The organism is Bradyrhizobium sp. 164 (assembly GCF_023073715.1).
Classification (GTDB): Bacteria; Pseudomonadota; Alphaproteobacteria; order Rhizobiales; family Xanthobacteraceae; genus Bradyrhizobium.
In genome coordinates, this window is record NZ_JADPKA010000107.1 from 1 (window position 1) to 17607 (window position 17607).

Below are 17607 nucleotides of genomic sequence, written 5' to 3' on the forward strand. Positions count from 1 at the left end.
GAGCGGGCGGGGTCAAGGCCGTCAGCCGCCGGAGGCGGGGGCGCGCAGCGCCAGCCTTGAGCCCGCTCGATCACCGGTCTACTTCAACACAGTTGCTCCTCGGGGAGCGATGCACTATTGCCCCCGTCGCCTTGCCGATGGCTGATGCCGCGGTCCGGTTGGGCCGCAGGCATCACCGCAACACTTGGCGCACAGACCCCGGGCGCCAGGACCACACGATTTTGCCGTACGCAGGCTGCACCCGTCGTATGCGCGCGGCGTTCGCTCACGGAGTGACCCGCCCTGCAAACCATCGCGCGCGGCGCTGCCCGCGTCCACCACGTCCCATCCCGCGTTCGTGACGATCGCGATCCGCCCCTCGGCCCGGGTTGGGGTGGCCGAAACATGCGATAATTCCGAATTCTAGTAAAGCGAATTATTTTGAATGAACGCATTGACCTTGGCCTCGTGTGTTTGCCCGTCAGGCAACGCAAGAGATGGTGTGGAGATTCGACACCACGCCCGCCACAACCGCGCCACGAACACGTCTCCCCGCGGTCTAAAAATGCGCTACGATGACCTCAGCGCGCTCCAAGTCGCGCAGATTGATGAATGAGGAAACGACATGAGGATGACGATGGGAACGGCGATCGCCGGGGTGGCGGCGCTGGTGGTGGCGGGGATGGCTCTGACGGCGGCTCTTGAGCCGGTCTGGGCCCATGGGCCGACACGGCAGAAGGTGCGGGAATCCATCGAGATCAGCGCGCCGCCAGCCAAGGTCTGGGCGGCGATCGGCAATTTTCAGGACATGAGCTGGCTCCCGCCCGTCACCAAAACCGAGGGCCAGAAGGGCAATGAGATCGGCGCGACGCGGACGCTGACCTTAACCGGCGGCCCGACGGTCGAGGAGGAGCTCTACAAATACGAGCCCGACATGCTGAGCTATTCGTACCGGATTACCAAGGTCGACGTGAAGGTGCTGCCGGTGACCAATTATTCCTCGACCTTGACGGTGTCGCCTGCGCCGGATGGCAAGGCGAAGCTGGAATGGGCCGGCGCGTTCTATCGTGGCTATCCCAACAACGATCCGCCACCGGAGCTGAGCGACGAAGCCGCGGTGAAGGCGGTGAGCGGGCTGTACAGGGCCGGGCTCGAGTCGCTCAAGAAGAAGATCGAGAGCGGTAGCTGATGGTGCGAGCGCTGGTCCTGGCGGCCTTGGCCGCCAGCCTTTGCGGTGCCGGTCTCCCGCGTGCGTCCGCCGACGAGGCGTTCGTCACCAACCAGCTCAGCGACGATCTGATGGTCGTGGACCTCGCCACTGCCCGCAGCGTTGCAACCATTCCGATCGGCGGCAAGCCGGCGGGCGTCGCCGTCAGCGCGGACGGACGTTTTGCCTATGTGACGAGCCCCGATGCCAAGGCGGTGACGGTGGTGGACGCCGCCGCGCGGCAGGTTGCGGGGCGGATCGAGGTCGGCGGCGGGCCGCTCGGCATTGCGGTCGCGCCCGATGGCAAGACCGTCTATGTCGCCGACTGGTTTGCCGCCGCGGTGCGGGTGATCGATACGGCCTCGCGCAGCGTCATGGCCAGCATCGCGGTCGGCGCCTCACCATCGGGCCTTGCGGTGACGCCGGACGGCAAGCTGCTGCTCTCGGCAGACCGCGACGACGACAGCGTCTCTGTGGTGGATACGACGACGCGGCAGCGCAAAGCAATGATCAAGGTCGGCACGCGTCCGTTCGGCGTCACCATCGACGCCGCGGGCAAGCGCGCCTACACCGCCAATGTCGGATCCGACGACGTCTCCGTGATCGACATCACCGAAGGCCGCGAGATCGGCCGCGTGCCGGTCGGGATGCGGCCCTACGCGGTGGCGCTGACGCAAGGGCGCGGCTTCGTCACCGACCAGTATGGCGGCACCGTCAGCGTGTTCGATCTGGCGACTCTGAAGCCAATGAAGCGCATCAATGTCGGCGATTATCCCGAAGGCATTGCCGCGACCGCCGACGGCAAGCGCATCATCGCCGCCTGCTGGGAGAGCAACTCGCTCAACATCATCGATGCCACTGATCTGAAGGTGATCGGCGAGATCAAGACCGGCGACGGCCCGCGCGCGTTCGGGGCGTTTTTGCGCAGGACGGAGTAGGGGATTGCGTAGGGTAGGTTACCCGGACCACGCGCGGGATGTCTCAACGAGTCATAGTGGAAGGCGTAACCAAGCCGCGAGCAACGGAGGATCGGAAGACCACAGCAGTGGGTTACGCTTCGCTAACCACCCTACGAGTCCCGCGGGTCCCGCACAACACACCCACAATCTCGTCCATCTGCTCAAACACGTGGTCCGGCTTCAGGGCCCGCAGCGCCGCCGGGGCCGCATAGCCCCAGCACACCGCACCGCAGGCAATGCCGACGTTGCGTGCCGCCTCGATGTCGCGGACCTCATCGCCGATTGAAATGACCTTACTAGGCTCGACACTCGCGCGCCGGATCACCCGGCGGAATTTTGCAGCCTTGCCGAACAGTGATGCAGAGCAATCGAAATGCGCGAACAGCGCCGCGGCCTCGCCGAGCTTCTCGCGCGCATTGGCTTCGCTGTCAGAGGTCACCAGCGCGAGTTGCACGCCGCTTCCGGCAAGCGCCTGCAGCATCGCCTCGACACCCGCAAACAGCGAAATCTCGCTAGCTGCCTCCGCCTTCAGCCGCCGCGCATGCCGCGCGATCGCCGGCAGCTTCCACAAGGGTACCTCGAGGTGGCTGAGGATCTCGCGGCTCGACGCATGCCGCAGCTCCTCGATGTCCTCATCCTTCACGCGGCGAAAGCCGAAGCGATCGGCGACGTCGTTGATGGTGCGCAGGAACCAGGGAAAGCTGTCGGCGAGCGTGCCGTCGAGATCGAAGATGACGAGGGAGTAGGGCATTGATCTCGCTGAGGTGCTTTGGTTCGCAGAGCCCTTTAGTCCGAACATAACCTTGCGGAAGAGATTTACGTTCATTTCACACAGCGCGGCCGTCACAAAGCGAGGGCTTTGGATCTTTGGATTGGCAAGGTCTCGCTGTAGGACGCTAGCTTCGGGCGGGTGTTGGGAACAATTTGGTGGGCTTGGTGGCGTCCGCCGCAATGGCAGGGCGGCGCAAGCGCTCCCCGGCCCATTCTACGAAGACCGCGCGCGCGGAGGAGTCACCAATGACTCGTGCCGGGATGAAAAACCCCTGTCTCGCATGGTACCAGAATGCGACCATGACTGGGCTGTCTTGAATCGTCGCAATCTCATCCCAAGACATCCGGCTCTCGGTGTTCGGACCTCTGGCGACGATCGAGAAGTCGTCAAAAATAACGTGCCATGTCTTCTGACTGAGACGATCCAACTCAAAGAGTTTCTCGAATATTTGGCGAGAAATCCAGCTCGAGACAAAATACATGTAGAGCTGTCCCACTACTAAGCACAGTATCGCGGCAAACACGGCGGGCGGCGTCAGCCATTCCTGACGTAAGGCGATATAGCTTGCCACGATCATGAAGGCATAAATGGTCAACGCCAAGGTCATTTGGCTACGCCAATCGATGAGGGCCTTCAGGTTGGCTTTCGCAAGTCTTCTGAAGAATCTATCTTCTTCTCTAGAAATTATGAATTCAAAGCTAAAGCTGGATGAGGCGGTTGCGTCGCTCAATCTAACCTCCTGCAGGCGAAGTCAGAAAAATATAGCAACAACCTTCAACTGAACCACAGATTGTTGCCCGAGGCGCCACTTGAGATGCGTCCTAACGAACGCGCGTCCGACTGGTCCGAGTCATTTCCGGGAAATTTGATCACGGCTGCGAGGCGGCGTCACTCCGCCGCCTCGCTCGTCCTCCCGCGCTTCGGCTTGCTTGCCTTCTTCAGCACCGGCTCCAGGAACTTGCCGGTATAGCTCCGCGGTGCCTTGGCGATGTCTTCCGGCGGGCCCCAGGCCACGATCTCGCCGCCGCCGTCCCCGCCTTCGGGGCCGAGATCGATGACCCAGTCGGCGGTCTTGATGACCTCGAGATTGTGCTCGATGACGACGACGGTGTTACCCTGCGCGACCAGCTCGTGCAGCACCTCCAGCAGCTTCTTGACGTCGTGGAAGTGCAGGCCGGTGGTGGGCTCGTCCAGGATGTACAGCGTGCGCCCGGTGGCGCGCTTCGACAGCTCTTTTGCCAGCTTGACGCGCTGGGCTTCGCCGCCGGACAGCGTGGTGGCCTGCTGGCCGACGTGGATGTAGTCGAGTCCGACGCGGTGCAGCGTGTTGAAGGTCTCGCGTACGCGCGGCACCGCCTTGAAGAACTCGGCGGCCTCCTCCACGGTCATGTCGAGCACGTCGGCGATGCTCTTGCCCTTGAACAGCACCTCCAGCGTCTCGCGATTGTAACGCTTGCCCTTGCAGACGTCGCAGGTGACGTAGACGTCGGGCAAAAAGTGCATCTCGATCTTGATGACGCCGTCGCCCTGGCAGGCCTCGCAGCGGCCGCCCTTGACGTTGAAGGAGAAGCGGCCGGGCTCGTAGCCGCGCGCTTTGGCCTCGGGCAGGCCGGCGAACCATTCGCGGATCGGCGTGAAGGCGCCGGTATAGGTCGCGGGATTCGAACGCGGGGTGCGGCCGATCGGCGACTGGTCGATGTCGATGATCTTATCGATGTGCTCGAGGCCCTCGATGCGGTCGTGCGGCGCTGCGCCTTCGCTTGCATTGTTCAGCTTGCGGGCGATGGCACGATAGAGCGTGTCGATCAGCAGCGTCGACTTGCCGCCGCCGGAGACGCCGGTCACACACGTGAACAGGCCGAGCGGAATCTCGGCAGTGACGTTCTTGAGGTTATTGCCGCGCGCATTGACCACCTTGATGGTGCGGCGATGGTTCGGTGGGCGCCGCTCCGGCACCTCGACTTCGAGCTCGCCGGTCAGGTACTTGCCAGTCAGCGATTTCGGATTGCGCATGATCTCCGCGGGCGTGCCCTCGGCGACGATGTGGCCGCCGTGCATGCCGGCGCCGGGGCCGATGTCGAGCACGTAATCGGCCAGCCGGATCGCGTCCTCGTCATGCTCGACCACGACCACGGTGTTGCCGAGGTCGCGCAGGCGCTTGAGCGTATCGAGCAGACGGGCGTTGTCGCGCTGGTGCAGCCCGATCGAGGGCTCGTCGAGCACGTAGAGCACGCCGGTCAGGCCCGAGCCGATCTGCGAAGCCAGGCGGATGCGCTGGCTCTCGCCGCCGGACAGCGTGCCGGAGGAGCGGGACAAAGTGAGATAGTTGAGGCCGACGTCGAGCAGGAAGGTGAGGCGCTCGCGAATTTCCTTCAGGATGCGCCCGGCGATCTCGTTCTGCTGCGCGTTGAGCGCATCAGGCACGGTCTCGAACCATTCGCCGGCCTTCCTGACCGACAGCTCCGAGATCTCGCCGATATGCTTGCCGCCGATCTTGACGCAGAGCGCCTCGGGCTTGAGCCGAAACCCGTGGCACGCCTCGCAGGGGACGTCATGGAAATATTTCGCCAGCTCCTCGCGCGCCCACTCGCTCTCGGTCTCGCGATAGCGGCGGTTGATGTTGGTGATGACGCCCTCGAACGGTTTTTTGGTGTCGTAGGAGCGCACGCCGTCTTCATAGGAGAACTTGATCTCATCCTCGCCGGAGCCGTAGAGAAGCGCGTTTTGCGTCTTCTTGGGCAGGTCCTTCCACTTGGTGTCGAGCGTGAACTTGTAGTGCTTGCCGAGCGCGTTCAGCGTCTGCACGTAATAGGGCGATGATGACTTGGCCCAGGGCGCGATCGCACCCTTGCGCAGCGTCAGATCCTTCTCGGGGATGACGAGATCCTCGTCGACATGCTGCTCGACGCCGAGCCCGCCGCAGGCGGGGCAGGCGCCGTAGGGATTGTTGAAGGAAAAGAGTCTCGGCTCGACCTCGGGGATGGTGAAGCCGGAGACCGGGCAGGCGAATTTTTCCGAGAACAGGATGCGCTCGGGCCCGCTCTTGTCGTGGATCTTCGCGGTCTTTTTTTTCTCTTCCGCGGGTGCGGCCGCCGGCGCGTCGGCGAATTCGACGACGGCAAGGCCTTCGGCGAGCTTCAGCGCGGTCTCAAAGCTCTCGGCGAGGCGCTGGCCGATGTCGGCGCGCACCACGATCCGGTCGACCACGACGTCGATGTCGTGCGGGAATTTCTTGTCGAGCGTCGGCGCCTCCGCCAGCTCGTAGAAGGTGCCGTCGATCTTGACGCGCTGAAAACCCTTCTTGAGCCATTCGGCGAGCTCTTTGCGGTACTCGCCCTTGCGGCCGCGCACGACCGGAGCGAGCAGATAGAGGCGCGTGCCTTCCGGCAACGCCAGCACGCGGTCGACCATCTGCGAGACGGTCTGGCTCTCGATCGGCAGGCCGGTGGCCGGCGAATAGGGCACGCCGACCCGCGCCCAGAGCAGGCGCATGTAGTCGTAGATCTCAGTGACGGTGCCGACCGTGGAGCGCGGATTCTTCGAGGTCGTCTTCTGCTCGATCGAGATCGCCGGCGATAGCCCGTCGATCTGATCGACGTCGGGCTTCTGCATCATCTCGAGGAATTGGCGCGCATAGGCCGACAGCGATTCGACGTAGCGGCGCTGGCCTTCGGCGTAGATGGTGTCGAAGGCGAGTGAGGATTTGCCGGAGCCCGACAGCCCCGTGAACACCACCAGCTTGTCGCGGGGAATCTCGACGTCGATGTTCTTGAGGTTGTGCTCGCGCGCGCCACGGATCGTAATCGCGCGCAGGCTTGAGCCCGCGTTCTGTTGTTGGCGCTTGGCCTTGATCACTTCGTCCATCCCGCTGGTCCTCAAGGAATCCCAAAGACGCGCGATCGCGCCAATGTAAAAGGCGCGCTTCGCCCGGAACCGGGATCGGCGCCGATGGGTATGTCAGCGAACGTAGGAAGAACGCGAGCGGATTTCCAGTGGCACGTGCGAATCGTCAACGGATTGTTGGCGGGCTGGCGGCATCTGGCAGCAGCAGGCGCGAGCGGAACTGCGCGGAACGACCCGTAAAACAAAAAGGCCGGCGCGAGGCCGGCCTTTCGTGACGATGTGACGTCGATAGTGATCAGTACTCAGCTCAGTACTTGGCGACCACCGGGCCCCCGAAGTGATAGTTCACGCCGACCTGCACGGTGTGGAAGTTGATCGTGCCGGAGGCCAGCGGAGCGCCAAGGTTAGAGAAGTAGTTCTCGCTGCCGAGGCTGCGATAGAGGTACTCGCCCTTGACCGACCACTGCGGAGCGAAGAAAGCTTCGACGCCCGCACCGACGGTCCAGCCGGAATGCCACTTGCTGTCGGAGACGCTCACGCCGAGGGCGCTGACGGTGATCTTGTTGTCGATCCAGGCGTAGCCGCCGGTGCCGTAGAACAGGACGTTGTTGACGGCCCAGCCGATTCGGCCGCGCACGGTGCCGAGCGCATCGGTCTTGGAGGCGACAGTGATGCCAAGAGCGGTCGCCGAAGCGCTCACGTCAGCCCAGGCGCCATCCGCCTCGATGCCGAACACGACGTTGCCGGTCTGCCAGTTGTAGCCGGCGGTGCCACCGACGAAGCCACCCTGCATCCGCGGGTCGGATGCGTTTTCCCAAGCGCCGCCGCCGACGACGCCGAGGTAGAAGCCGGTCCAGTTGTAGACAGCGGCCGGAGCGATCGGGGCCTTGGTATAGGGGCGCGCTGCGAGGTCAGCGGCTGAAGCCGGAGCAGCGAGAGCGAACAAACAGGCCGAAGCCAACAAAACCTTTTTCATTTTCAACTAATCCCAGTCCCAGTTTCTGTTGTCGCCTTCCATGCCGAAGGCAGCGGACTCAACGGCCCAACTAATGCCGTGCTTACACCACTAAAGCCGCAAGTTGTGTCTCCGAAAAGCCACAACAGTTACAAAACGTCTCGATCACTGACTTATCCGACCGTCCGCTTTGGATAAAACGAAAAAGGCCGGCACGAGGCCGGCCTTTAATCCTTGAACGAAATCAGAGCGATCAGTACCTCGCGACCAGCGGGCCGCCAAAGCGGTAATTCAGCCGGACGAGACCGATGTCGACATCTTGGCCAATTCGGTCGCTCCCGAACACAACGCCCGCCGGCGTGGTAAAGCCGATCGTGCGGTGGCCGAGGAAAATGTGGTCGTATTCGACGCCGACCGACCAGTTTGGTGCGAATCCGAATTCCAGACCGGCCCCCACCGTACCACCCCAGCGGGTTTCACGTGCCGATGCCAGCAGCGTGCCAGCGCCCGGAGTGCCTGCGGCGGCATAGACGTCGTACTTGTCCCCGACCACAGCGGCGCCGCCCTTCACATAGAACAGCACATTGTTCCAGGCATAGCCGACCTGGCCAGTGATCAGGCCAAAACTGTCGATGCGAGAGCGGTTACGATCACCGGTGACCAAAGCGGTGCCAGGGAACAGGGTGCTCACGTTGTCGCCGGAAAAGTCAGCCCAGTTGCCCTGGCCCTCGAAGCCGAACACCCAATTGGTCGACTGCCAGCGATAGCCAATCTGGCCACCGACCGTGCCGCCCGTCGCGTTGTGGCAGCCTTCGCCAACCAGAGTGCCGGTAACAGGCGTCACGAAATCCCAGCACTTGTGGCTCGAACCACCGCCGCCGTTGATACCGATGTAGAAGCCGCTCCAGTCGTAGATCGCGGCAACGGCAGGAGCCGGAGCCTTGGTGTATGGGCGCGCAGCGAGATCTGCCGCGCTTGCGGGAGCCGAGAGGCCCAGCGCCATTGCACCGATTGCACTAAACAGAATCTTATTCATTGCAGTCTCCCCAGTTTCGACCGCTTCTCGAACTCCCCGAAGCGGCTAATTAAGGCGCGACGCCCATATGAACTAATTCCGAGGCAACCCTAGCCTACGAAACCGGCAAAGTCCGTCTCCGAAATGCCACACTCGCGGACCGATTGAGCCAAGCGCAACTTGATGAATGTTAAGCGGTTTCCGCCTTTCGCGGGAACCCAAAAAAGTTCCATCGAGCGGCTGCCTTCATCACCACCATCGCGGCTCGAAGGGCCCGATGTCCGCCTCGGATTGTCACAAAGAACAAATCTGGAACGAAGCCAATGGCGGTGCTATATGTGGGGATAACCCGAGGGGTGATGGGCTGAGCGGCGCCCGCAAGCGTATAGGGTCGCCTCAACGGGCGGCGGAGGAACGCACAGAGCGGACTCGGCCTTTGAAATTCAGTGGCATTGGAGTGGAGAGCGGCGATGGCGGGAAGCGTCAACAAGGTCATTCTGGTTGGAAATCTCGGCAAGGATCCCGAAATCCGCCGCACCCAGGACGGGCGACCGATTGCCAATTTGAGCATCGCCACCTCTGAGACCTGGCGCGACAAGAACACCGGCGAGCGCAAGGAAAAGACCGAATGGCATCGCGTCGTGATCTTCAATGAAGGGCTGTGCAAGGTCGCCGAGCAGTACCTGAAGAAGGGCGCCAAGGTTTACATCGAGGGCGCGCTCCAGACCCGCAAATGGACCGACCAGAGCGGCGTCGAGAAGTACTCGACCGAAGTCGTGCTCCAGGGCTTCAACTCGACCCTGACGATGCTCGACGGTCGCGGCGGAGGCAGTGGCAGCTTCAGCGACGAACCCAGCGGCGACTTCGGCTCGTCCGGTCCCGTAAGCAGCGCGCCTCGCCGTCCCGTTGCCGCTGGCGGTGCCCGCAACAGCGACATGGACGACGATATCCCGTTCTGAGAACACGGATCACGCGGCCGAGGCGCATTGCCCGATCGGGCTCCGCCTGGTGTGTCGTGTCAGCAATTCCTGTTCATCGGCGGGGTGGGCTCGGATTTTCCGGGCCCGCTTCATGTTTGACGTGAGCTTGGATTGCGCCATGGCAAATATTCTGAAAGGGCACTCGCAGCGCGATCTTCAGGCGATGGAGGCCATTTCGGAAGGCCGATTTCGCGCCTCTCGGGAGCAGGGCTCTGAAGGGCTTAAGTTGTTGGAAAAATAGGCGGAAAAATCGCTTGCCCTGACCTTCGCGAGGGTAGTTATCGCGGCCCCGATGCGCTATATGATTCCCAGATAAAACCTCACCGGATTTCCCCTTGGCTGACGACGATAACAAGCCCGGCAACCAGCCGGCGCAACCCTCGGACATTCGCCCCGTCTCCATCCTCGACGAGATGAAGAAGTCCTACCTCGATTACGCCATGAGCGTGATCGTGTCGCGCGCGCTGCCCGACGCGCGCGACGGCCTGAAGCCGGTGCATCGCCGCATCCTGTTCTCGATGAACGAGGAAGGCTATACGCCGGACAAGAAGCACAAGAAGTCGGCCGGTATCGTCGGCGACGTCATGGGCCAATACCATCCGCATGGTGACCAGGCGATCTACGACGCGCTGGTGCGCATGGCGCAGCCTTTTTCGATGCGCGAATTGCTGGTGGACGGGCAGGGCAATTTCGGCTCGGTCGACGGCGATCCGCCAGCGGCGATGCGCTACACCGAGTCGCGCCTAACCAAGATCGCGCTGAAGCTGCTCGACGACATCGACAACGAGACCGTCGACTTTCAGGACAATTACGACGGCTCGAGCAAAGAACCGGTGGTTCTGCCGGCACGGTTCCCTAACCTGCTGGTCAACGGCGCCGGCGGCATCGCCGTCGGCATGGCCACCAACATTCCGCCGCACAATCTCGGCGAGGTCATCGACGCCTGCCTAGCGTTGATCGACAATCCTTCGCTGACCATCGACGAGCTCAACAACATCATCCCGGGCCCGGACTTTCCGACCGGCGGCATCATTCTCGGCCGCCAGGGCATCCGCAGCGCCTACCATCTCGGCCGTGGCTCCATCGTGATGCGTGGCAAGGTCGCCTTCGAGACGATCCGGAAGGAGCGCGAGGCGATCGTCATCACCGAGATCCCGTATCAGGTGAATAAGGCGACGATGGTCGAGCGCATCGCCGAGCTCTACAAGGAAAAGAAGATCGAGGGCATCTCCGACCTGCGCGACGAGTCCGACCGCGATGGCTACCGCGTCGTCGTCGAGCTCAAGCGTGATGCCATGCCCGACGTGGTGCTGAATCAGCTCTACAAGTTCACGCCGCTCCAGACCAGCTTCGGCGTCAACGCCGTCGCGCTCGATTCCGGCCGTCCGCAGACGATGAACCTGAAGGACATGCTGACGATCTTCGTCGGCTTCCGGGAGCAGGTCGTCACGCGCCGGACCAAGTACAAGCTGCGCAAGGCGCGCGAGCGCGCGCATGAGCAGGTCGGCCTCGCCATCGCGGTCGCCAACATCGACGAGATCATCAAGGTGATCCGCACCTCGCCGACGCCAGCGGCTGCGCGCGACACCCTGATGACGCGGGACTGGCCGGCGCGCGACGTCGAGGACATCATTACGCTGATCGACGATCCGCGCCACCGCATCAACGAGGACGGCACCATCCGCCTGTCGCTGGATCAGGCCAAGGCCATTCTGGAATTGCGTCTGGCGCGGCTCACTGCGCTTGGCCGCGACGAGATCGGCGACGAGCTGTCAAAACTCGCCGGCGAGATCGGCGACTATCTCGAGATCCTGCGCTCGCGCGCCCGTATCCTCGACATCATCAGGACCGAGCTCGCCGAGGTGAAGGCCGAGTTCGCCACGCCGCGCCGCACCGTGATCATGGAGCAGGAAGGCGAGGTCGAGGACGAGGACCTGATCCAGCGCGAGGACATGGTCGTCACCGTCTCCCACGCCGGCTACGTCAAGCGCGTGCCGCTGTCGGCCTACCGGGCGCAGCGCCGCGGCGGCAAGGGCCGTGCCGGCATGCAGACCCGCGACGAGGATTTCGTCAGCCGCCTGTTCGTCGCCTCTACGCACACGCCGGTGCTGTTCTTCTCCTCACGCGGCCAGGTCTACAAGGAAAAGGTCTGGCGCCTGCCGATGGCTGCGCCGAACGCGCGCGGCAAGGCGCTGATCAACATCCTGCCATTGGAGCAGGGCGAGCGCATCACCACCATTATGCCGCTGCCCGAGGATGAATCGACCTGGGGCAATCTCGACGTGATGTTCGCCACCACAGGCGGCAACGTGCGGCGCAACAAGCTGTCCGACTTCGTCGATGTCCGCCGCTCCGGCATCATCGCCATGAAGCTCGACGACAACGAGGCGATCGTCGACGTGCAGATCTGCACTGAGCGCGACGACGTGCTGCTGACCGCCGCTGGCGGCCAGTGCATCCGTTTTCCCGTCACCGATGTGCGCGTGTTCACCGGGCGCACCTCGATGGGCGTGCGCGGTATTGCGCTTGGTGAGGGCGACAAGGTGATTTCGCTGGCGATCCTGCGCCATGTCGAGACCACATCGGACGAGCGCTCGGCGTACCTGAAGATGCGCCGTGCGGTCGCCGGCGAAGCCGCGACTGAGGAGACCGCCGCGGACGGAGAGGCCGAGGAGACCTCCGGCAGCTTCCAGCTTGCCCAGGAGCGTTACGCCGAGATGTCGGCGCAGGAGCAGGTCGTGCTCACCGTCTCCGTCAATGGCTATGGCAAGCGCACCTCGTCCTACGAGTACCGCACCACGGGACGCGGCGGCAAAGGCATCGTCGCCATGAGCGTCAACAACCGCAACGGCAACTTGGTTGCGTCCTTCCCCGTGGAGGATGCCGATCAGATCATGCTGGTCACCGACAAGGGCCAACTGATCCGCTGCCCGGTCGAAGGCATCCGTATCGCCGGCCGCTCGACCCAGGGCGTGATCGTGTTCGACACCGCCGAGGACGAGCACGTCGTCTCGGTCGAGCACATCACGGAAGAGGCGGAGAGCAACGGCGCGAATGGGGAGTAACGTGTAGCGCAGATGGAGCAGGAAGTCGGTGCCAAGCGCCGGCCAAAGGCACAATCCGGGACCGCATGTTGCCGAACGTTCGGAATCGCGGATTACGCTTGCACTCCATCCGGACTGCGCATTTGCGCGCTAAATCTCCAGCTCGGTCCCGAACTCCACCACCTGCTTGGTCGGCACGCCGAAGAACGCGGCCGAGCGTTCGGCATTGCGCTGGAGGAAAGCGAACACGCTTTCGCGCCAGACCCACATGCCCGGCACGTCCTCGCGCGGGATGATGGTCTCGCGGCCGACATAGTAGGTGACGTCGGAGAGATCGATGCCGGGCAGCTTGCCGAGGCGCCCGACGAACCCCAATCCTTCATAGATCGTCGGGTTCTGCATGAAGCCGTAATGCAGGATCACGCGGGTGATGCCGGGAATGATCTCGATCACCTCGGCCCGTTCTTGGTCGGGAATGTGCGGGGACTCCTCGATCAGCACGGTGACGAGCAGCACGCGTTCGTGCAGCACGCGGTTGTGCTTGACGAACTGGGTCAGCGCCAGCGGCACGCCGCGCGGCGCGGAGGCCAGGAACACGGCAGTCCCCGGCAGCCTGGCGCGGCATTTGTTGACCGCGGTCTCGATCAGGTCTTCCTCCGGCTGGCGCAGCTTCGCCCGCGCCGCCTCGACCAGCTTCACGCCGGCGCGCCAGGTCAGCATCAGGAAGGCGACGAGGCCGGCGAGCAGCAGGGGAAACCAGCCGCCCTCGAACAGCTTGATCGAATTGGCGGAGAAGAAGATCACGTCGATCACGAAGAAGGTGCCGTTCACGGCCACCACGAGCCAGGGCGAATATCCCCATTGGATCGCCACCAGGGCCGCGAGCAGCGTGGTGATTGCCATCAGCAGCGACACCGCGATGCCGTAGGCGCCGGCGAGCGCGTCCGACGTCCCGAAGCTCAGGACCGCTCCCAACGTTGCGGCGGCCAGCAGCCAGTTCACCAGCGGCACGTAGATCTGGCCGATCGCAGCGCTCGTGGTGTGGCGGATCAGCATGCGCGGCAGGAAGCCGAGCTGGATCGACTGCTGGGTCAGCGAGAACACGCCGGAGATGATCGCCTGCGAGGCGATCACGGTCGCAACCGCGGAGAAGGCCACCAGCGGATAGTGCAGGGCGTCGGGGCAGAGCTGGAAAAACGGATTCTCGATCATGGCGGGATCGGTGATCAGGAGCGCGGCCTGACCGAAATAGTTCAGCACCAGCGCGGGCAGGCAGATTGCGAACCAGGCGAGCCGGATCGGGAAGCGGCCGAAATGCCCCATGTCGGCGTACATGGCTTCGCCCCCGGTCACCGCGAGGAAAGCGGCGCCGAGGATTCCGAAGGAGATATGGAAATCCTGGTGGATCAGGAAGTCGAAGGCATAGAGCGGGCTCAGCGCCGCCAGCACCGCCGGCGCGTTGACAATGCCGTGGATGCCAAGCGCGGCAAGCACGACGAACCAGGCCAGCATCACCGGGCCGAAGATGCGGCCGATGAAGCCGGTGCCCTGCTTCTGCATCATGAACAGGCCGATCAGGATCGCGATGGTGACGGGCACGACGACGGGCGCAAGCGAGGGGGCGTCGACCTTGAGGCCTTCGATGGCGCTGAGCACGGAGATCGCGGAGGTGATCGCGCCGTCGCCATAGAGCAGGGCGGCGCCGACGAGGCCGACGACCAGCAGATGCGCCCGCCAGGTGCCAGGCTGGGCATTGCGGGCGTGCAGCAGCGCTAGCAGCGCGACGATCCCGCCTTCGCCGCGATTGTCCGCGCGCAGGATCAACAACGCATATTTGAGCGAGATGATGAGCAGCAGTGCCCAGAGGATCAGTGAGGCAACCCCCAGGACAGCATCGTGGCTTAACGTGCCGCCATGGGCAGCCGCCTTGGCGGCTTCCTTCAGGGCGTAGAGGGGACTGGTGCCGATATCGCCATAGACCACCCCAAGGGCGCCCATGGTCATAGCAAGCGGCAGCGGATCGGGATGATGGCCGGAAGCGACTGCGGGCGTACTGGACAATGGCGACCCCCGATGGGAATCGCGCCCGACGGATCATTCCGGCGGGCGCGAGCATCACGCAGTCTGCGACGAGACGTCGCAAATATCCATGGGGTTTGTATTGGGTCGGTCTATAGCGGGCTAGCGCATGATCCCGAAAAGTGCCCAGCGGTTTTTCGAAAAGATCATGCTCAAACAACAACCTAACGCGCGATGACGATTCATCCTGATCTCATCGCGCTTTGGCTGACGTGAAACTGACAGGTCCGACTAAGGGGTCCGATCGGCGGTCACGAGGCGTGCCTCACGGACATTGGCCTTGGTGCCGGCGCGGCGCAGGCACGAGGCTTCGAAGTTCGGCCAGGCCTGCTGCGAGCAGTCCTTGCCGATGCTGCGGATGTCGAGCCGGTCGCTCTTGGCCAGCGGCTGCGGCACGCTGGCTTCGACGGTCGGGGCGAAGCCGGGCAGCAGGGTGAGGGCGGCGGCAGCACATGCTGAGATGGCGATCGCCGAAAGAGCCTTGATCATTGACAGTCCCCTGTGATGCGGCCGCTGCGCCTTGTGTGCGGCCCGTCATTCGTTGGCTAGATTGGTAACCATGGCCAGTTTCCAGACGTCTTCGCCGGAGCGGGAAATGGTTTCGTTGATGCGCCCTTTGTTTCGTGGCCGCCCCCAGGACGAAACAATTCGAGGGATTTCGACATGGTTTTGCGGAAAAAACGGCAGGGAACCCGCCCGACTTGCCGCCCCGGGCCGGGCGCGGTAGGAGGAGGCCATGCCGCGCATCGCCTTCTATCCCGGTTCCTTCGACCCCATCACCAACGGCCATCTGGACGTGGTCAGGCACAGCGTGTCGCTGTGCGACAGGCTGGTTGTCGCAATTGGAGTCCACCCCGGCAAGAAGCCGCTGTTCTCGACCGAGGAGCGGCTGAAGATGCTGCACGACGTCTGCGGGCCGGTGGCGGCCCAGGCCGGTTGCGTGCTCGAAGCCGTGACCTTTGACGATCTGTCGGTCACCTCGGCGCGCAAGCACGGCGCGACCATCATGATCCGGGGCCTGCGCGACGGCAGCGACCTCGATTACGAGATGCAGCTTGCCGGCATGAACGAGGCCATGGCGCCGGAGGTGCATACGGTGTTCCTGCCGGCCTCTCCCATGGTTCGCCCGATCACCGCCACTTTGGTGCGCCAGATCGCCGGTATGGGCGGAGACGTTTCGGCCTTCGTCCCGCCGCTCGTAGCAAGCCTGCTCAAGGCAAAATTCGCCTGATAACCGCGCGCTTCTTCCTCATCTGATCCGGAGTTGTCATGATCCGAATTCTCGCAGTTCTTGCCGCGCTCGTGTTCGCGGCGCCGGCGGTGGCGCAGCAATTGCCGGCGAACCTCGACAAGGCCAACGCCATCGTCATCGACAGCACCAAGGGCCGCATCGTCATCAAGCTCAGGACCGACATCGCGCCCCAGCATGCCGAGCGCATCAAGCAGCTCGCACGTGAAGGCTTCTACAACAACGTGCCGTTTCATCGGGTGATGGACGGCTTCATGGCGCAGACCGGCGACGGCCAGAATGGCAACGGGACCGGCGGGTCGAAATATCCGAACCTGAAGCAGGAATTCTCGAAGGTGCATTTTGCGCGCGGCATCGTCGGGATGGCGCGGCGCGGCGACAGCGTCGACAGCGCCAACTCGCAATTCTTCATCATGTTCGCCGACGGTGGCAGTCTTGATAACCAGTACACGGTGATCGGCGAGGTCGTGCAGGGCATGGAGGTCGTCGACAAGCTGAAGAAGGCACCGCCCGGCTCGCCGAGCGGCACCGTCAGCGATCCCGACAAGATGGTGAAGGTGCAGGTCGCATCCGACATCAAATAGGAGAGGCCGATGGCGCGCCGCGGTGGCAAGCTCCTGCTGGTTGCCGCGATGCTGCAGCTCGGCATTCCCAGTGCGGCCGCCGCGGATGCGCAGGTCAACACCATCCAGGACGTTTTCCGGCATCTGCGCACCTGCTGGAAGCCGCCACCGCCGGCCAAGGCGCGCCCACTCGACATCACCGTCGTCGTGAGCTTTAACCGGGCCGGAAACATTCTGGGCCATCCGAGGATTACCTATGAATCCGCGGAAGCCTCCGACGATGACCGGCTGCAATACCGGATCGCGGTGATGGAAGCGTTGCAACGCTGCACGCCGATGCCATTTACCGATGCAATGGCCGGCGCCGCCGCAGGGCGTCCATTCGCAATCCAGTTCCGCAGCCGGAAGACTTCACCCCCAACGCAAGAGAGACGAGCATGAGCGTCACCGAAAACACCCTGATCCTCGAGACCACGCAGGGCCCCGTCACCATCGAGATGCGGCCTGATCTGGCGCCCGGCCACGTCGCGCGCATCAAGGAGCTGGTCCGCGAGGGCTTTTACGACGGCATCGTGTTCCATCGCGTGATCGACGGCTTCATGGCGCAGACCGGCTGCCCGCAGGGCACCGGCACCGGCGGCTCCGGCAAGAAGCTGAAGGCCGAGTTCAACAAGGAGCCGCATGTGCGCGGCACCGCCTCGATGGCCCGCGCCGCCAATCCCGACTCCGGCGACAGCCAATTCTTCATCTGCTTCGAGGACGCCCGCTTCCTCGATAACCAGTACACGGTGTGGGGCAAAGTCACCGAGGGCATGGAGAACGTCGACAAGATCAAGCGCGGCGAGCCGGTGCAGAACCCCGACAAGATCGTCAAGGCGCGGATGGCCGCGGACAAGGAATAAGTGCTCAATCCTCATCCTGAGGAGCGCGGAACGCGCGTCTCGAAGGATGAAGGCCGCTGC

At 63.4% G+C, this 17607-nt stretch carries 17 protein-coding genes; 9 read left to right on the forward strand and 8 right to left on the reverse strand.

What is annotated here, in order from left to right; translation table 11 throughout:
• The first annotated feature begins 604 nt into the window (after nt 1-604).
• Nucleotides 605-1168: an SRPBCC family protein gene (locus IVB01_RS32240; RefSeq protein WP_247279904.1), complete on the forward strand. Its 564-nt coding sequence runs from the start codon at nt 605-607 to the stop codon at nt 1166-1168.
• Between the two features lie 2 nt (nt 1169-1170).
• Entirely contained in the window at nt 1171-2124 is a 954-nt protein-coding gene (locus IVB01_RS32245) for a cytochrome D1 domain-containing protein (RefSeq protein ID WP_247279909.1), read from the forward strand.
• Nucleotides 2125-2236: 112 nt separating this feature from the next.
• Here the strand turns inward: IVB01_RS32245 and IVB01_RS32250 are convergent, their stop codons facing one another.
• The 5 genes from IVB01_RS32250 to IVB01_RS32270 all read right to left on the reverse strand — a co-directional run bounded on the left by IVB01_RS32250 (nt 2237) and on the right by IVB01_RS32270 (nt 8751).
• Entirely contained in the window at nt 2237-2896 is a 660-nt protein-coding gene (locus tag IVB01_RS32250; RefSeq protein WP_247279908.1) for an HAD family hydrolase, read from the reverse strand.
• 145 nt (nt 2897-3041) lie between these two features.
• Nucleotides 3042-3647, reverse strand: coding sequence for a hypothetical protein (locus tag IVB01_RS32255; RefSeq protein ID WP_247279903.1), 606 nt, complete (start codon nt 3645-3647; stop codon nt 3042-3044).
• 158 nt (nt 3648-3805) lie between these two features.
• Entirely contained in the window at nt 3806-6781 is a 2976-nt protein-coding gene (gene uvrA / locus IVB01_RS32260) for an excinuclease ABC subunit UvrA (protein WP_247279902.1), read from the reverse strand.
• Between the two features lie 286 nt (nt 6782-7067).
• Nucleotides 7068-7736, reverse strand: a complete 669-nt coding sequence (locus IVB01_RS32265) for an outer membrane protein (RefSeq protein ID WP_247279901.1) — start codon at nt 7734-7736, stop codon at nt 7068-7070.
• Between the two features lie 232 nt (nt 7737-7968).
• On the reverse strand, nt 7969-8751 hold the full coding sequence (locus tag IVB01_RS32270) for an outer membrane beta-barrel protein (RefSeq protein ID WP_247279900.1): 783 nt from the start codon (nt 8749-8751) through the stop codon (nt 7969-7971).
• Nucleotides 8752-9200: 449 nt separating this feature from the next.
• On the opposite strand from IVB01_RS32270, the gene IVB01_RS32275 reads away from it, so the two are divergent.
• The 3 genes from IVB01_RS32275 to gyrA all read left to right on the forward strand — a co-directional run bounded on the left by IVB01_RS32275 (nt 9201) and on the right by gyrA (nt 12775).
• The gene (locus IVB01_RS32275; RefSeq protein ID WP_247279899.1) at nt 9201-9689 is read left to right on the forward strand and encodes a single-stranded DNA-binding protein; all 489 of its coding nucleotides are present in this window, start codon (nt 9201-9203) and stop codon (nt 9687-9689) included.
• 139 nt (nt 9690-9828) lie between these two features.
• Nucleotides 9829-9951, forward strand: coding sequence for a hypothetical protein (locus IVB01_RS35540; protein WP_256464602.1), 123 nt, complete (start codon nt 9829-9831; stop codon nt 9949-9951).
• Between the two features lie 94 nt (nt 9952-10045).
• Nucleotides 10046-12775 (forward strand): DNA gyrase subunit A, encoded by a 2730-nt coding sequence (gyrA, locus tag IVB01_RS32280; protein WP_247279898.1) that lies wholly within the window; start codon nt 10046-10048, stop codon nt 12773-12775.
• Nucleotides 12776-12904: 129 nt separating this feature from the next.
• Here gyrA and IVB01_RS32285 read toward each other — a convergent pair whose 3' ends face one another.
• From IVB01_RS32285 to IVB01_RS32295, 3 genes are all read right to left on the reverse strand, one after another.
• Nucleotides 12905-14758 (reverse strand): KUP/HAK/KT family potassium transporter, encoded by a 1854-nt coding sequence (locus IVB01_RS32285; protein WP_247279907.1) that lies wholly within the window; start codon nt 14756-14758, stop codon nt 12905-12907.
• A gap of 306 nt (nt 14759-15064) precedes the next feature.
• Nucleotides 15065-15322 carry a hypothetical protein gene (locus IVB01_RS32290; RefSeq protein ID WP_247354356.1) on the reverse strand — a complete coding sequence of 86 codons (258 nt, stop codon included), beginning with the start codon at nt 15320-15322 and terminating at the stop codon, nt 15065-15067.
• 45 nt (nt 15323-15367) lie between these two features.
• Entirely contained in the window at nt 15368-15571 is a 204-nt protein-coding gene (locus IVB01_RS32295; RefSeq protein ID WP_247279896.1) for a hypothetical protein, read from the reverse strand.
• Here IVB01_RS32295 and coaD point away from each other — a divergent pair.
• Genes coaD through IVB01_RS32315 form a run of 4 tightly spaced genes read left to right on the forward strand, consistent with a single transcriptional unit; the run spans nt 15570 to nt 17547 of the window.
• On the forward strand, nt 15570-16064 hold the full coding sequence (gene coaD, locus IVB01_RS32300) for a pantetheine-phosphate adenylyltransferase (RefSeq protein WP_247279895.1): 495 nt from the start codon (nt 15570-15572) through the stop codon (nt 16062-16064). The genes IVB01_RS32295 and coaD overlap by 2 nt on opposite strands.
• Nucleotides 16065-16102: 38 nt before the next feature.
• Entirely contained in the window at nt 16103-16666 is a 564-nt protein-coding gene (locus IVB01_RS32305; RefSeq protein ID WP_247279894.1) for a peptidylprolyl isomerase, read from the forward strand.
• 9 nt (nt 16667-16675) lie between these two features.
• Nucleotides 16676-17086 carry a hypothetical protein gene (locus IVB01_RS32310; RefSeq protein WP_247279893.1) on the forward strand — a complete coding sequence of 137 codons (411 nt, stop codon included), beginning with the start codon at nt 16676-16678 and terminating at the stop codon, nt 17084-17086.
• Nucleotides 17083-17547: a peptidylprolyl isomerase gene (locus IVB01_RS32315; RefSeq protein ID WP_247495180.1), complete on the forward strand. Its 465-nt coding sequence runs from the start codon at nt 17083-17085 to the stop codon at nt 17545-17547. The genes IVB01_RS32310 and IVB01_RS32315 overlap by 4 nt, the downstream gene beginning before the upstream one ends.
• Nucleotides 17548-17607 lie beyond the last annotated feature (60 nt).

Coding starts and splice junctions, on each gene's coding strand:
- IVB01_RS32240 (WP_247279904.1), top strand. CDS start 605: ATGAGGATGACGATGGGAACGGCGATCGCCGGGGTGGCGGCGCTGGTG.
- IVB01_RS32250 (WP_247279908.1), bottom strand. CDS start 2,896: ATGCCCTACTCCCTCGTCATCTTCGATCTCGACGGCACGCTCGCCGAC.
- uvrA (WP_247279902.1), bottom strand. CDS start 6,781: ATGGACGAAGTGATCAAGGCCAAGCGCCAACAACAGAACGCGGGCTCA.
- IVB01_RS32265 (WP_247279901.1), bottom strand. CDS start 7,736: ATGAAAAAGGTTTTGTTGGCTTCGGCCTGTTTGTTCGCTCTCGCTGCT.
- IVB01_RS32270 (WP_247279900.1), bottom strand. CDS start 8,751: ATGAATAAGATTCTGTTTAGTGCAATCGGTGCAATGGCGCTGGGCCTC.
- IVB01_RS32275 (WP_247279899.1), top strand. CDS start 9,201: ATGGCGGGAAGCGTCAACAAGGTCATTCTGGTTGGAAATCTCGGCAAG.
- IVB01_RS35540 (WP_256464602.1), top strand. CDS start 9,829: ATGGCAAATATTCTGAAAGGGCACTCGCAGCGCGATCTTCAGGCGATG.
- IVB01_RS32285 (WP_247279907.1), bottom strand. CDS start 14,758: ATGACCATGGGCGCCCTTGGGGTGGTCTATGGCGATATCGGCACCAGT.
- IVB01_RS32290 (WP_247354356.1), bottom strand. CDS start 15,322: ATGATCAAGGCTCTTTCGGCGATCGCCATCTCAGCATGTGCTGCCGCC.
- coaD (WP_247279895.1), top strand. CDS start 15,570: ATGCCGCGCATCGCCTTCTATCCCGGTTCCTTCGACCCCATCACCAAC.
- IVB01_RS32295 (WP_247279896.1), bottom strand. CDS start 15,571: ATGGCCTCCTCCTACCGCGCCCGGCCCGGGGCGGCAAGTCGGGCGGGT.
- IVB01_RS32305 (WP_247279894.1), top strand. CDS start 16,103: ATGATCCGAATTCTCGCAGTTCTTGCCGCGCTCGTGTTCGCGGCGCCG.
- IVB01_RS32310 (WP_247279893.1), top strand. CDS start 16,676: ATGGCGCGCCGCGGTGGCAAGCTCCTGCTGGTTGCCGCGATGCTGCAG.
- IVB01_RS32315 (WP_247495180.1), top strand. CDS start 17,083: ATGAGCGTCACCGAAAACACCCTGATCCTCGAGACCACGCAGGGCCCC.